The organism is Pannonibacter anstelovis, from assembly GCF_036881715.1.
GTDB lineage: Bacteria > Pseudomonadota > Alphaproteobacteria > Rhizobiales > Stappiaceae > Pannonibacter > Pannonibacter anstelovis.
Genome location: NZ_JBAKBF010000011.1, coordinates 1 through 13577, shown reverse-complemented (window position 1 = coordinate 13577; position 13577 = coordinate 1). Strand labels below are relative to the sequence as shown.

Genomic DNA, 13577 nt, shown 5'->3' with positions numbered 1-13577 from the left:
AGCACGAATTCGGACTTGAACCTCAAGCGGCTGGAGGTTTTAGACAGAGAGCAATAAACAGGCAGGTTACGGATGCGGTTGACAAGGTTACAGAAAATCCTCTGGGCGGCGGCGGGACTGGCCACGCTGGCCTATGGGCTGCTCGTGCTGTTGCCAAACCGTGCGTCGGAGGCTGTCTCGCAAGCCGCCTTCCGACCGACCTTCACGCTGCCGGATGCCGAGGGTCGGGTGCGCACCCCTGCCGAGTTTTCGGGCCAGCATCTTCTGGTCTTCTTCGGCTTCACCAACTGCCCGGACGTCTGCCCGACAACACTTTCCGAAGTGGCGCAGGTGATGGACGATCTGGGCGACGACGCTGCCCTTGTGCAGCCTCTGTTCATCTCGATCGATCCCGAGCGGGATCGCAGACTGGGGCTGACCGAGTTCACCGCGGCGTTCCACCCGTCGATCATCGGGCTTGCCGGGGACGAGGCACAGACCCGCGCCGCGGCGGACAGCTTCCGCATCTTCTACGCGCGCGAGGGCGATGCCGCCGCCCCCGACGGCTACACCATGTCGCACAGCCCGGCGCTCTACCTCATCGGGCCCGAGGGTGACTGGCTGCGTCAGTTCACCTACGGCACGCCCGCCACCGATATCCTTGCCGACCTTCAACCCAGATTGTGACCGCCATGAAATCCCTGATCCTCTCAGCCCTCCTCACCCTATCCGCCGCCCCCGTGCTGGCCTGCGAAACCTTCACCTTGGGCGATCTGAATATCGAACACGCCTGGTCCCGCGCCACCATCGGCGCGGACCGGCCGGGGGTATTCTATGTCGAGATCACCAACAACGGCAGCACAGATGATGCGCTGATCGGCATCGCGACCCCGGCTGCTGGCATGCCGATGCTGCACGAAACCGTGGTGACCGACGGCATCGCCTCAATGCCACACGCTATGTCGATCCCGGTTCCGGCTGGCCAAACCGTCGAGCTGGCGCCCGGCGGCTATCATGGGATGCTGATGGGCCTGACCACGACACTGGCCGAAGGCGACAGCTTCCCGGTGACACTCTCCTTCCAGAATGCCGGGGAAGTCGTCGTCAATGTCGAGGTTCTGTCGCTACGGGCGGAGGGTCCGGATTGCGACGACGCCAACTGATCCTTGGTCTGGGAGGCGCGAGCGGTGCATTGGCCTTCACGCTCGGCCTCGGCTGGTTGCAAAGCCGCGGCCGCGCGCAGCCGCCCGCCGCGCTTCTGCCACTGCCCATCGGCGAGATGGGCTTTGCCCTGACCAACCATCGCGGTGAACCGGTGCGCCCGGCAGACTGGATCGGCCGCCCGACCATGGCCTTCTTCGGCTTCACTTGGTGCCCCGATGTCTGCCCAACCACCCTCAGCGACATCTCGGGCTGGCTGGATGAGCTCGGGCCCGACGCCGACCGGTTGAACACCGTCTTCATCACCGTCGATCCCGAACGGGATACACAGCAAGTTCTGGCCGACTACCTGGCAAACTTCGATCCACGGATCACCGGCCTGACCGGCTCGCTGGCCGAGGTCGAACGCGCCGTCGCAGGCTTCCGCGCCCGGTTCGAAAAGGTGCCCCGCGACGGGGATTACACCATGGACCACACCGCCGGTGTGTTCCTGTTCCGCGCCGATGGGCGCTTTGCCAGCATCATCGACTACCACGAGGACCGCCGCTTCGCCCTGCCGAAGATCCGCAGGGTTCTGACCTGACAGCCACACCTGTTTTTCCGGAGAGCCACATGACCAACACACCCCTTCTGACCCGCCGCACGATGCTGCTGTCCGGCCTCGCCGTCGCGACTTTCGCGGCCAGTCCGGTGCGCAGCGCGGGCCCGTCGATCCATGTCGTCAAGGGAACCGGCTGCGAATGCTGCAACGCCTGGGTCGCCTATCTTCGGGACGAGGGTTTCACCGTGACGGACGAGGAGCGCTACGGCACGCTCCTGATGACCTACAAGGCCGAAGTGGGTGTGCCTCAAAGAATGATCTCCTGCCACACAGGGATGATCGAGGGCTATGTGCTCGAAGGCCATGTCCCCGCTGCTGACATCCGCCGCTTTCTCGACGAACGCCCGGACGCGGTCGGGCTTGCCGTTCCGGGGATGCCCTATGGATCGCCCGGGATGGGGCCGGAAAGTGAACGTGAAGCCTATGAGGTGTTCCTCATCCGGCGTGACGGGTCGGCCGAAGTCTATGCCAGCTATCCCGCTGCCTGACCGGTAGGCTGACCGGTCGGCGACTGTTCAGAGGCGCAGACACGCCCGCGCTTGCTCGCGCATGACAGAGTAATCGCTCAGCATTTCCGCTATCGCCAGTCCATTCGGAAGCCGCGACAGTTCCTGTGCCGCGCGCGCCTGGAACTCACGGCTGTACTCGATGACGGGAGGGCAGGCGGTTGCGAGGCGCGGTTCAGAAGCGACCGTTGCGCAGCCGGTCAGCAAGCTCGTCGCGGTCGCGAGGACGGCGAGCCGCCGCATCCAGCATCCGGCGTTGAACACCATTGGTTTCCTCCAATGTTTCGAGACGTTCGGCGAGGCGGCCCGTGCGTTCGCCGGAGCGCCGGAGTGCGAACAGGAACAGGAGCACTGTGAGCGCGATGGCGCCGTAGCGCAGAGCCGTCCGGGCCCACGGGTTGGTGGCGAACCCAGCGAGGAGCGCACCAATCATCGGCGGCCCCGCTTCCAATCGTCCAGCCGCGCGTAGATCGTGATCGCGATCCCGCCGAGCGCCACGGCGATGAACACCCAGCGGAGCGTGTCGAGGTACGGCACCAGCGGCAGGATGGCGGACTGGGTCTCGGCGAGGACGCTCTGGGCGACCTCGACGCCCGCGGCGCCCAACGTAGCCACACCGGCCGCCCCGCCGCCCTTCATCGTGCGGCTCTCGGCCAGCACTTCGCGTGCGGGCGGCGTCTCTGCTGCAAATGCCGTCGCCCGTACCGGGAACCGCTCGCCCCACTGCCGCGCGGGGCCGAGGTCGACATGGATGAAGCCCGAGCGCGGGTAGAAGCCGAAGCCGAGGAAACCGACCTCCCGCGCCGCGGCCTCGAAGGCAACCGGGTCGTGGTTCGCCATGGCGATGTCAAAGGCCGCGCCGTCGAGGTGTTTCGACCGGGTCGCGCCGCCGACGGCGCGGTTGTGTTCGGGGCTGCGATAGGCGGAACGCACGATCAGCGGCTTGCCCAGCCGGTCGCGCAGCGCCTGCAGCCGGTCGAGCGCGGGTTCATTGACCAGCAGCTTGCCCGTCTCTCGGCAGGCGATCTCGGCTGGCGAGAAGTTGGGCCAGCGCCAGGCACTCTCGGGCACATCGCGCCAGTGGTCGTAGAAGGTCGTGGTCATGTGGGTCCTCCAAAACGAAAAACCCGCCTCGAGGGCGGGTCATTGCGGGCTGATGAATGGGGAATGGTGAGCGGCTACGGGCCGCCGCCGAAGATCTTCAGCTTGATCGCGATGCCCGCGAGCAGCGCCAGCATCACGCCGGTGGTGATCATGCGGACGGCCGTCTGCATGGCTGTGCGGCGGACCAGCCGGATGCAGTCCACCAGGGAGCGCAGATCGCGGATGTCGAGCGCGGCCTCGTCGCCGTCGAGACCGACATCGGCGAGCGCGCGCTTGGCGCCTTCCTCGGCGGCCCGCGTGAGGATCGCCTCGAACTCGGCGTCGGGCATGCGCACGAAGCCCTCGGATCGGGGTGGTGTCATCGTGATCCTCCTTCCGCCGCTCAGCCGACCTTGCAGCCCCAGAAGGACGTGTGGTCGGCGGCGAAGTAGCCGTCCGCGACCCGGAAATACCCCTGCAGCTCGACGGTATCGCCTGCCGTCAGCGTGACCATGGTCTGCAGCCAGATCGCGGTGGCGAGCGAGACATGGGTGGCAGAGATTTCACCGAGGGAGCCGCGGATTTCGGTCGTGCCGTTCAGGACCAACCGCCCGCGCATCCTCGCCGTGGCGCTGGCGTTGATCTTGTAGAGCAGCGTCGCGCCGAAGAGGTAGGTGCCGTCCACGGGCGCGACGAAATGGTTGTTCGCGGCGTCGAACGCCCCTTGATCGTTGGTGTCGGTGTTGTTGAGGCCGATCTTCGTCCAGGTCCCGACACCGACGTAGTTGTCGTAGTTCGTGTATGCCTTGAAGCGGGGCAGCCGGGGCTGGTCGACGATGCCGGTGGCGTTGTCGACGCTCAGCCCGTCGAAGAAGGTGCTGCCATCGGCAGAGACTGCCAGCCGGAACCTGTCCGAGCCGAACAGGCCGACCAGCGCCTTGGTCACGAAGCCGGTCTGGAGCGTGAGGCCGAGATCGTCGCCTGCCGCCTCCTTATTCATGGTGTAGAACAGATCGCCGGTGCCGCCCTCGGCCACGGTCTTCGCCGTCCAGAGCGCGGCGTTCAGCTTGGCCGAGAACGGGTTCGACGCATCCGCCGTCGTGCCGATCCCGAGGAGCGCCATGTTCTGCAGCGTGGCCGGTGTGGTCCCGGTCCAGCCCGCGCCGTCGTAGACCAGCAGCAGCCCCTCGTCCTCGACCCATGCCCGCCAGCCGGTCCGGGGTGGCAAGCGGAGCCAGGCGCCGTCGGTCCAGAGCGCGACGTTCAGGTCCCACCCCACCCAGTCGCCCGTCGCGCCCGAGCCGACGATGTAACGGTCGCCATCGGCAGGGCTTCCAGGCGGAACGGTCAGGCCCCGGTCGAGGACGGAGAGCTGCACGAGTCCGTCGAGGATCCTCAGCGCCTCGTTGTGGGTGACGTGCTTCTGGGCCTGCGCCGCCAGGATGTAGGGCAGCAGCAGATGGGTCGTGGCATCGGACATGGACGGTCTCCAGAACGAAGAACGCCGCCTGCATGGCAGGCGGCGAACAGTGGCGCAGCGGTGGTGCTGACGAGCTACCCGTGCTCGGGCGTCTTCCCCGGAATGGCCGACAGAACCGGGTCGGGCTTCGGCGCGTCCCACTTCGCGGTCATTGCGGCCCAGCGATCAATCTCGGCCCGGAAGGCCGGGTCGTCGATCCTCAGATGGAAGGTGTAGAGCCGATCCACGATCTCGCGCATCAGCGCGCGCATCTCGTCGTCGTCGATCCGCGAGACCTCGGACCACGGAATGCGGTTGCCGTCTGCGTCCACTACGATGATGTCGCTGCCGTCGCCTGTGCGCGAGGCAGGCACCTGACCCGCGTGGAGTGTCTCAAGCTGCGTGTTGCGCACGCAGGCCACGGCCATCACTCTGGCAAGCTGGGCTGCAATCCTGTCTTCGTCCTCGGGGCGCATGTCCCAAGCCTACGACGTAGATCGCGCGCCGTGCCAGAACTCATTGAGCTACCTCAGAAGCTCAGCGTTACAGCCTTGGGCGCACCCCGCCCGACAAGAGCGGAGAGCTGATGGATGCGGATGTCTAGCGTGTCGCCGGGCCCGAGCGGCCCGCCCCAGTCGGCGCTCTGCTGGGCGGCGGTGTAGACCGCGCTGGTGGTGGCGGTGCTCAGCACCCGCTTCACGGTGGCGCCGTCGAGGATCTCGACATCGTAGGCGTCCAGTTCCTCGGCCAGCGGCACCTCCAGGCCGCCCCAGCTGTCGGCCGCCAGCGCTCGGGACCGGCGCGTCCAGTGGATCGTCAGATCGCCGGGGGTGTGCGGCCTGCGCCATGGCTGCTCGACATGGGCGACCGAGAATGGTCGCAGACCAACGCCCTCTGGCGTGAAGGTCTGGGCGACGTAGGTCTCGTCGCTGACCGGGCGGCTTGCGGGGCCGATGCGCCAGTTCCACGGGATGCCAAGATCGGCCTCGGCGATCGGCAGGGACGCGAGCGCGGTGTCCAACACCACGACCCGCGCGCCTGCAGGGGCCGGGTTGCCCATGGCATCCTCGGTCCCGCGCTGGCCCCGCAGCAAGCGGGTCAGCCGATACCGGCCGGGCGCCAGCAGCTCCGCCGCACCCGCCTGCACGATCTCCCAGACCCCAGGCGCGCTCTCGATCGCGAGCGCGTTGGCGCCGCCGAACAGCGCCAGATCGGTGGCGCTCTCCAGCGTGCCGGTGAGCAGATCGACCACCAGCGCATTGCCGAGGTCGAAGCGCGAGGTGGGCCCCGCGAAGAAGTCCGAGACCAGTGTCCCGATCCGGGCGCGACTGCCGAAGGTGGTCAGCAGCTCGAAGCCATCGGTCGAAGGGCTCCGGAACACCGCCATCTCGCCCGGCCAGGGAACTGCATGCGCGGCGACCATCGGCCGATGCGCGGGCTGGTCCTCGGTCAGCTGCGGCAGGTCCATCAGCACCGCATCCGGCGCGCCGAACACGACCGCCCGCGTCAGCGACGCTGCGCGGGGATCGCCGGGCGGCAGATCGTAGGTCGCCCGGTCCTGGCGGACCGCCTCGATGCCGCGCGCCTCCGCGTCGGCGATGGAGACCAGCCGCAGATCGACCAGTCGCCCGTCATGCGCGAGCCGGATCGCGTCGGCCGGATCGAGCGCCAGGCGCGAGGGCGGCAATCGGAACGCTGCCGTCTCGCGCCCCACCCACGCCTCCATCAGCGCACGGCGGCAGCGGCGTTCGGCCTCCTCGGGCGGCACGGCCATCGGGAAGGACTCGGACGCGATCCGGGTGGTGTCCACGGTAATGCGACGCGCCTCGACGAGGGCCGCGTCGTAGTCCTCATCGGCGCGGGCGATCTGCCACTTCAACGCCTGCGGCAGTTCCGTTTCCTGGCCACGCGTCAGTTCCAGCACGTCGCCCTCGCGGGCGGCCACCAGATCGTCGGGTGCGAGGGTCGCGACGGAGGCCCGGCCGCGCATGACGAAGCGGATCACCCCTTCGGTCTCGACGGCGTCGAAGCCGAAGTGGCGCGACAGCGTGGTGATCGAGGCGCGCGGACTTTCCAGCGCCGTGATGGCGTAACCCTCCACCGCGCCCCAGAGCCCCGTGACATCGATGCGATCTTCGGGCAGCCCCGCGCGCAGGCAGAGGTGCCGCACGAGCGCGGCCAGCGACACTGCGCCGAGCCGCCCGGTCAACCAGTGCCCGAGCCGCCAGTTCGCGCCGTCCGTCCAGACGTCGGTCAGCGCGGGAAAAAACGGATAGGGCCGCGCGTCCCAGGTCCAGGCGGCGCATTCGGGCACATGCACCATCCGGCCGCCGTAGACGGCGGAGATCGGGTTGTTCGCGGCCTCTCCCCACCAGAGCCAGGTCGCCTCGAGATAGGCGCGCTGGATGGCATCATCACGCCAGCCCCGCGAGAAATGCGGCGTGAAGCTCTCGGACGATTTCGGGTCGAAGAAGACGTTGGGCTGGTTGGTGCCCCGGTCGATGGCGGGGCAGCCGAGCTCGGTGAACCAGATCGGCTTCGACTGCGGCGTCCACTCCGTCGGCGTGCCGCTCTCCACCCCGCCCGGGCGGTCGTAATGCGGGTTCGACCACCAGGCGCGCAGATCCTTGTAGCGGAAGACCCATGGCTTGCTGGCGGCACCGTCGGTGATCGGGGTGCGCACCTGCGCGGAGCGGTCAGCCGCGCTGGCATAGAACCAGTCGAAGCCTTCGCCGCCCGCGATGTTCCCCTGCAGGTAGGCCCGGTCGTAGATCGCGGGCCAGCCCTCGGCCGCGTCGGCGTGCTCGAACCCGTCCCGCCAGTCCGACAGCGGCATGTAGTTGTCGATCCCGACGAAATCGATCTCCGGGTCGGCCCAGAGCGGATCGAGGTGGAAGAGCACGTCGCCCGAGCCGTCGCCGGGCTGGTGCCCGAAATACTCGCTCCAGTCCGCCGCGTAGCCGATCTTCGTCCCCGACCCGAGAATCGAGCGCACATCCGCAAGCAGGTCCCGATAGGCCTGCACCGCCGGATAGATGGACGCGCCCGAGCGGATCGTGGTCAGCCCCGGCATCTCGGTGCCGATCAGAAAGGCATCGACCCCGCCCGCCGCCGCACAGAGATGGGCGTAGTGCAGCACCATGCGGCGCAGGCCCCAGTCGCCGGGCGTGCCTGTCCACGAAACCTTCAGACCCGAGACGCTGTAGCTCGCGGGCGTGGCTGCGCCGAACAGCGCCGCCACCTGCGTGGCGGCCGTCGCCGTCTTGTCGACTGATCCCGCGTAGCCTGCGGCGGGAGAACAGGTGATCCGGCCCCGCCAAGGAAAAGCAGGCTGGCCCGATGCGGCGGCGTTGTCGGAATACGGGTTCGGCAGCGTATTGCCGGGCGGCACGTCCATCAGGATGAAGGGGTAGAAGGTCACCCGCAGCCCGCGCGCCTTCATCTCCTGAATTGCCTGCACCACCGCGAAGTCGGACGGCGTGCCACCATAGACCGGGCGGTCCTGGTCGTCGCGGCTGACCAGAAAGGCGTTGGCGCGGCTGACGCCATTGACCGACCAGCTGGCGGGCGTGGTCGACTTGGCGGACACCTCGACGCCCGGCCGGACCTTGCAGGAGCCCGCGCGCAGATCGTCGCCGAACCACGCCACCACGAGGCTGACACTCTCGACGACAGGGGCCATCGCCTGCAGCCGGTCCAGCGCCTCCACCATGTCGGTGGAGTCGGCCAGCGCGTTCAGGTTCTCGGGCACCGTAGCGCCGCCGTCGGTCTTGCGGATCGCCTGCGTGGCATAGGTGAACTCGCCCGAGGCCGGGATCATGGTGACGGCGCGGGTCAGCCCCTCGGCGGTGTCGGGATCGGCCAGCGGCCGGAACACCTCGAAGGAGAGCTGCGGCAGGCGGTTGCCATAGGTGGAAAGCGCCAGCTCCTCGAAGATCACATAGGCCGTGCCGCGATAGGCTGGCGTGCTGGCCGCGCCCATCTTCGCGGCGATGAACGGATCGGCCGTTTGCGCCTCGTCGCCCGGATACCAGCGCCAGGTGACGCCGCTGAGGTCCATCGGCTTGCCGTCAGCCCAGATGCGCCCGATGCCGGTGATCGGTCCCTCGCAAAGCGCCACGGCGAAGCTGGCATAGTAGAGATACTCGGTGGTCTTGACCTTGCCGCCCCCGCCGCCCTTGCCACCGCCCTGCGTCGTGGTCTTCGTCTCCTCGCGGAAATCGGTCGCCCAGATCACGTTGCCGCCCATTCGCATCCGGCCGTAGAGCCGCGGGATGACCGCGCCCTCGGTGGCCGAGGTGATGCGCAACGTGTCGAGCCGCGCGCCCTCGATGCGCTGCGCGGGCGCCAGCGACGAGATGATCCAGCTGTCGACCACAGAGCCGATGGTCGAGCCAATGAAGCCACCGATGGTCGCGGCGCTGACGCCAAGGATCGCGCCGCCGATGCTGCCGCCAATGGCGGCGCCAGCGGCACCGAGAACGAGGGTGGCCATGGTCGGGTCTCAGCGTTGCGGAAACAGGAAGGCGAAGGCGATGCGCCGCCGCCAGGATTGCTTGAGCGGTTCCTCGATGACGCCGAGCCGCTCGTAGGCATGGAGGAAGGTGGCGGGCCCGGTGAGGATCCCGACATGCTTTGCGATGGCGCGCGGCCTCATGCGGAAGAGGACCAGCGCGCCGGGACTCGCCTCGGCAGGCGATACCTCGATCATCATCCGCCGCGCACCCTCGGCGAGAACCTCGCGCGGCCCCGTCTCGCCCCAGTCGCGGCTGTAGGGCGGGATGGGGGATGGCTCGGGGCCGACGACATCGCGCCAGATGCCCCGCGCGAGCCCGAGGCAATCGCAGCCGACGCCGCGCAGGCTGGCCTGGTCGTGGTAGGGGGTGCCGAGCCAGGACCGCGCGATGGCGATGACGCGCGCCGGGTCGGCCGATGCCGGAGGTTGCGTCACAGCACGCCGCCCTCGTGCCCGCCATCCTTGGTGGCGTAGCGCAGCACGGCATCCTGGCCGGGGATGTGCGGGAAGCCGCGGAAGTTGGCCGTGTCGGCGAACTTCGCGCCGCAGGTCTCGATGCGCTTGTCGCAGCCGGCGCGGATGATGAAGGCATCTCCCTCAGCGATCGCGCGCACCGGCGCTTCGAGCAGCGTCAGGATCGCGACGCCATCCGTGACGTCGTGGCCCAGCACTTCCGCGCGACGCCCCGCATTCGCGCCGCTGGTCCATTCGATGGTGCCGAAGGTGAACCACACGGCGTCGAAGGCGCCGAGGCCCGAGGCCGTGAAGGCACGGTCGCGCAGAAGGTCGATCACCGCACCGGTGCCCATGAAGGCGGGGTCCTCCAGGTCGACACCGCAGCGCGCATCGCCGAGCGCGGCGTCGCAGGTCGCCTGGAAGGTCCGACCCACCGTCTGACCCAGCACATGGGCCAGCGAGCGGACCTCCGCGACGAAGGCGAGCCGCCCGCGCCGGATCTGGCCGATCGCGCCCCGGCGCATCAGCACGCGCTGGCTCGTATCGGCCCAGTTCACCCGCCAGACCTCGACCTGGGCGTTGTCCCAGCGGCCGTCCAGGATGTCGGTTTCGGTAATCCGGTCGGAGGTCAGCACGCCCTCTGCATCCTGCGCATCGACCGACAGGTCCGAACCGGAGCGCACCTCGGAGGCCGTCAGCCCGCTTTCCGGCTCGAAATCGGTCCCGTCGAAGCTGAGCGTCCGGTCGTGGTCGGTAAAGCCGAAGGCGACACCGTCGGCGCGGGCGATCCGCCAGCACCAGGCGAGCGTGGTCGTGCCCTCGTCGAGATGGGCCTGCAGGGCGGGAGCGAGGGTCTTCATCGGCGCAGTTCCAGAAGCGGAATGGAGGTGATCGAGCCGAGCCGCTCGAGGTCGAGCGTCACGTCGAGCACGTCGGTGTCGAAGCGGACCGGCACGTCGAACTCGAACCCGGCGGTGATCGCGACGCCAGCACCCGGCGCGGCGCTGAAGGTGACGACGCCGGTGGCGGTGTCGACGGACCAGCCGGAAGGCTGCTCGACCCCGCCGAGCGCTATGCGCACGGTTCCGGTCACCGGCTTGGCGATGGCCCGCGTCCAGGATTGCGCACCGGAGGCGTAGAGCTTCACCAGCTGGAAGGCGGTCGTCGCGCCGTCGCCGGTGCCGATCGCCTGGTCGGTCGGCGACGGCGTGCCCGACGGCAGGCAGGACTTGTGGTCGCCCCAGTCCTTGAAGCGGAAACCGTGAAGCCGACCGTTGCGCGCCTCGAAGAAAGCGACGACCGCCGCCAGGTCGTCGGCGCGGCGGATGCCGTAGGCGACGTCGTAGCGGCGGCGCGAGTTGGCCCAGCTGGCGTTGCGCTCCTCGTCGCCCGAGGCGAGCTCGACGATCTGGGTGCGCCGCTCCGGGCCGCCCCGCGCGCCGCGACTGATGTTGTCGGGAAACCGGAGCTCGTGAAACGCCATCAAGTCTCTCCATGGTTCGTGCTTTGGCTCCCGCAACCGGTTCCCACTTGCGGGGGCGCACTCACATGCCCCTCCGCCCGAGCGACACCGCCCGAGCAATGTCGGCCGCGACCTGCGTGCGGGACTGCCGGAAGCTTTCGGCGTCGCGCGCCATGATGGTGACGTTGACCCCGCCGCCCGCGCCGTAGCTCTGCGCCTCGCGCCGCGACAGCACCCGCTCACCGCGCTGCAGGATCGCGGGCACCTCGTCGTGGCGAAGCCCGGCCATGCCGCCGGAATGCATCCGGGGCGCGGCGGCGAAGGCCATGGCCGGAACCATGCGCGAGGGCCCGGCTGATCCGACCATCCCGCCCGCATGCAGGACGTTGGCGAAGATGCCGCCCGCGCCGGAGAACACACCGGAGAGCGCATTGGCGATCGGCCCGAGGATGAACCGCCGCGCCGCCAGCTGGGCGAGATCGGCCAGCAGCGAGGTGACCATGTCGCGGAAGTCGAGCTTGCCGGTCTTCACGAACTGGCCCACCGCGTTCTCGGCCGACTGGAAGGCGCCAACGAGGCTCTGGCCGATATCGCCGCCGATCTCGCGCGCCTTGCTGGCATAGTCCGACAGCGCCGCCGTGACCGCCTGCCAACCGGTGACGGCAGCCTCGGTCGCGGGCTCTGCCGCAGCGGCGGCAGCTCCGGCCGCCGCGCCGGCACCAGTCGCGGCTCGTCCCGCATCGCCGAGGGCCGTCTCCAGCCGCTCGGCCGCTGCGGTGGCCTCGGTCAGCGCACCGGCACTGGCCTCGTCGGTTCCGCTCACCGCATCGCGCAGGGCCTGCCAACTTTCCAGTGGCGCGCGCGCTCCGTCGGCCAGATCGCGCGCGGCGCCCCGGTAGACATTCGCGGATTCGAGCGCCCGGTTTGCCGCCTCGGTCAGACCGAGATCGGGCGCGATCAGCGGATTGTCCTCGAAGGCCCGGTCGAAGGCCGCCTGTGCCGCTGTCGTGGCAGCATTGGCCGCGCCCTCGAAGCGGTTCTCGATCTCGCCGAGGTCGAGGTCGGGCACCAGCGAGATGCGCCGCTCCGACCCGAGCGCTTCCAGCCCCTGATTGATCCCGCCGATGAAGCCGTTGATGCGCGAGACCACGCCGTTCAGCATCGCCTCGACGCCGTCGACCAGGCTGTTGGCCGCTTGGAACGCCAGATCCCCGATGGCGGCGGGCAGCAGGCCCCAGATCGCCTTGATCGCCTCGTAGGCGCCCTCGAACGTGTTCGCGGCGGTGTTGCCGAAACCGACGACGCTCTCGACGGCGCTCTGCATTCCTGAGGCGGCATCGGCCTTCAGGTCGAAGAACATCGCCGTGGCGGCCGCACCTGCAGCCGCCGCGCCCATCCTGATCCGCTCCCAGACCTCGATCGCGAGGTCCTTCAGGAGCGACATCGCTTCTCCGAACCCGCCCGCGCCGGAGACGAGGCGGGTGAACTGGAAGACGAGCTCGCCAGCGCCGACGATCAGTGCCCCGATGCCGGTGCGGATCAGCGCCCCACGCAGGACGACCAGCGCCGTGGCGAGGCCACGGACCGAGAGCGCGGCAGCGGCCATCCCCGCCACCCAGCGGCCCGCGAGGAAGGCGGCGAAGGTCGCGGCATAGGTCGTCAGGCGGCCGATGTTGTCGAAGAGCCCGCGGATCGCGATGCCGAGCGGGCCGGTCCGGCTGGCGACCGCCGCCATGGCGTTGGCGACAGCTTCCAGCGCGGGGGCCGCGGCGACCGCCAGCTGGTTCGACAGCCCGCGCCAGATCAGCCCGAGCCGGGAGATCGCATCGTTCGTGCGCTCGATCTGGTCCGCATCCTGCTCGGAGACGACGACCCCGAAGGCGAGGACGTCCTCGGTCGCCTGGCGCAGCGTCGCGGTGTCGATCCGCGACATGGCGATCGAGCCTTCCTCGCCGAACAGCTGGCCTGCCACGGCGGCGCGTTCGGCCGCGGGCACGAAGTCCTCGATGGCGGCGTTGATCGCACCGACGCGCTGGTCCAGCGGCAGAGAGATCAGCTCGGTGGCGGAAAGGCCCAGCCGGTCGAGCGCATCAGCGGCCGGGCCGGTCCCGGCGGCCGCCTGGCTGAGGCGACGCGTCAGATCCTTGGTCGCCTGCTCGATGCCGGACATGGAGACGCCCGCCAGTTCGCCCGCGCGCTCCAGCGTCTGGATCGAGGCGACCGTGGTGCCGAGCGACTGCGCCAGCTTCGCCTGCGCATCGACCGTCTGCAGGCCGGAGCGGATCATCGCCACGCCAGCGGCGGCCGGGGCGGCCCCAGGCGCGCCGTCTTTTCAACCTCTTATGCCGCCGCCG

General features: G+C 69.1%; 14 protein-coding genes. 4 read left to right on the top strand and 10 right to left on the bottom strand.

Annotated elements, in window-relative coordinates:
* Positions 1-72 precede the first annotated feature (72 nt).
* From V6L75_RS16170 to V6L75_RS16155, 4 genes are read left to right on the top strand one after another with little or no spacing between them, the layout of a single operon-like run.
* Positions 73-666 carry an SCO family protein gene (locus tag V6L75_RS16170; protein ID WP_334252518.1) on the top strand — a complete coding sequence of 198 codons (594 nt, stop codon included), beginning with the start codon at positions 73-75 and terminating at the stop codon, positions 664-666.
* 5 nt (positions 667-671) lie between these two features.
* Positions 672-1142 carry a copper chaperone PCu(A)C gene (locus tag V6L75_RS16165; protein ID WP_107754788.1) on the top strand — a complete coding sequence of 157 codons (471 nt, stop codon included), beginning with the start codon at positions 672-674 and terminating at the stop codon, positions 1140-1142.
* The gene (locus V6L75_RS16160; protein WP_261497807.1) at positions 1124-1723 is read left to right on the top strand and encodes an SCO family protein; all 600 of its coding nucleotides are present in this window, start codon (positions 1124-1126) and stop codon (positions 1721-1723) included. Before V6L75_RS16165 ends, V6L75_RS16160 begins: the two co-directional genes overlap by 19 nt.
* Before the next feature lie 29 nt (positions 1724-1752).
* A complete protein-coding gene (locus tag V6L75_RS16155; RefSeq protein WP_334252517.1) occupies positions 1753-2229 on the top strand; it encodes a DUF411 domain-containing protein in 477 nt (158 codons plus the stop codon).
* A gap of 193 nt (positions 2230-2422) precedes the next feature.
* Here the strand turns inward: V6L75_RS16155 and V6L75_RS16150 are convergent, their stop codons facing one another.
* The 10 genes from V6L75_RS16150 to V6L75_RS16105 form a co-directional block, all read right to left on the bottom strand.
* Complete coding sequence (locus tag V6L75_RS16150; RefSeq protein ID WP_334252516.1) at positions 2423-2680, bottom strand: hypothetical protein; 258 nt, start codon at positions 2678-2680, stop codon at positions 2423-2425.
* Positions 2677-3351, bottom strand: a complete 675-nt coding sequence (locus tag V6L75_RS16145; protein ID WP_334252515.1) for a YcbK family protein — start codon at positions 3349-3351, stop codon at positions 2677-2679. The genes V6L75_RS16150 and V6L75_RS16145 overlap by 4 nt, the downstream gene beginning before the upstream one ends.
* 74 nt (positions 3352-3425) lie before the next feature.
* The gene (locus V6L75_RS16140) at positions 3426-3713 is read right to left on the bottom strand and encodes a DUF6127 family protein (protein ID WP_023851444.1); all 288 of its coding nucleotides are present in this window, start codon (positions 3711-3713) and stop codon (positions 3426-3428) included.
* A 20-nt stretch (positions 3714-3733) separates the two neighbouring features.
* Positions 3734-4810 (bottom strand): DUF2793 domain-containing protein, encoded by a 1077-nt coding sequence (locus V6L75_RS16135; RefSeq protein ID WP_334252514.1) that lies wholly within the window; start codon positions 4808-4810, stop codon positions 3734-3736.
* 74 nt (positions 4811-4884) lie between these two features.
* On the bottom strand, positions 4885-5265 hold the full coding sequence (locus tag V6L75_RS16130; RefSeq protein WP_334252513.1) for a hypothetical protein: 381 nt from the start codon (positions 5263-5265) through the stop codon (positions 4885-4887).
* A 53-nt stretch (positions 5266-5318) separates the two neighbouring features.
* The gene (locus tag V6L75_RS16125) at positions 5319-9284 is read right to left on the bottom strand and encodes a baseplate multidomain protein megatron (RefSeq protein ID WP_334252512.1); all 3966 of its coding nucleotides are present in this window, start codon (positions 9282-9284) and stop codon (positions 5319-5321) included.
* A 9-nt stretch (positions 9285-9293) separates the two neighbouring features.
* Positions 9294-9740: an NlpC/P60 family protein gene (locus V6L75_RS16120; protein WP_334252511.1), complete on the bottom strand. Its 447-nt coding sequence runs from the start codon at positions 9738-9740 to the stop codon at positions 9294-9296.
* A complete protein-coding gene (locus V6L75_RS16115) occupies positions 9737-10621 on the bottom strand; it encodes a DUF2163 domain-containing protein (protein WP_334252510.1) in 885 nt (294 codons plus the stop codon). The genes V6L75_RS16120 and V6L75_RS16115 overlap by 4 nt, the downstream gene beginning before the upstream one ends.
* Positions 10618-11244 carry a DUF2460 domain-containing protein gene (locus V6L75_RS16110; protein ID WP_334252509.1) on the bottom strand — a complete coding sequence of 209 codons (627 nt, stop codon included), beginning with the start codon at positions 11242-11244 and terminating at the stop codon, positions 10618-10620. The genes V6L75_RS16115 and V6L75_RS16110 overlap by 4 nt, the downstream gene beginning before the upstream one ends.
* Positions 11245-11305: 61 nt before the next feature.
* On the bottom strand, positions 11306-13510 hold the full coding sequence (locus V6L75_RS16105) for a phage tail tape measure C-terminal domain-containing protein (RefSeq protein ID WP_334252649.1): 2205 nt from the start codon (positions 13508-13510) through the stop codon (positions 11306-11308).
* Positions 13511-13577: the final 67 nt, after the last annotated feature.

Excerpts from the sequence above, each read along its gene's own strand:
- V6L75_RS16125 (WP_334252512.1), bottom strand. The coding sequence starts at position 9,284 with ATGGCCACCCTCGTTCTCGGTGCCGCTGGCGCCGCCATTGGCGGCAGC.
- V6L75_RS16155 (WP_334252517.1), top strand. The coding sequence starts at position 1,753 with ATGACCAACACACCCCTTCTGACCCGCCGCACGATGCTGCTGTCCGGC.
- V6L75_RS16115 (WP_334252510.1), bottom strand. The coding sequence starts at position 10,621 with ATGAAGACCCTCGCTCCCGCCCTGCAGGCCCATCTCGACGAGGGCACG.
- V6L75_RS16170 (WP_334252518.1), top strand. The coding sequence starts at position 73 with ATGCGGTTGACAAGGTTACAGAAAATCCTCTGGGCGGCGGCGGGACTG.
- V6L75_RS16135 (WP_334252514.1), bottom strand. The coding sequence starts at position 4,810 with ATGTCCGATGCCACGACCCATCTGCTGCTGCCCTACATCCTGGCGGCG.
- V6L75_RS16130 (WP_334252513.1), bottom strand. The coding sequence starts at position 5,265 with ATGCGCCCCGAGGACGAAGACAGGATTGCAGCCCAGCTTGCCAGAGTG.
- V6L75_RS16140 (WP_023851444.1), bottom strand. The coding sequence starts at position 3,713 with ATGACACCACCCCGATCCGAGGGCTTCGTGCGCATGCCCGACGCCGAG.
- V6L75_RS16145 (WP_334252515.1), bottom strand. The coding sequence starts at position 3,351 with ATGACCACGACCTTCTACGACCACTGGCGCGATGTGCCCGAGAGTGCC.
- V6L75_RS16165 (WP_107754788.1), top strand. The coding sequence starts at position 672 with ATGAAATCCCTGATCCTCTCAGCCCTCCTCACCCTATCCGCCGCCCCC.
- V6L75_RS16105 (WP_334252649.1), bottom strand. The coding sequence starts at position 13,510 with ATGATCCGCTCCGGCCTGCAGACGGTCGATGCGCAGGCGAAGCTGGCG.
- V6L75_RS16110 (WP_334252509.1), bottom strand. The coding sequence starts at position 11,244 with ATGGCGTTTCACGAGCTCCGGTTTCCCGACAACATCAGTCGCGGCGCG.
- V6L75_RS16150 (WP_334252516.1), bottom strand. The coding sequence starts at position 2,680 with ATGATTGGTGCGCTCCTCGCTGGGTTCGCCACCAACCCGTGGGCCCGG.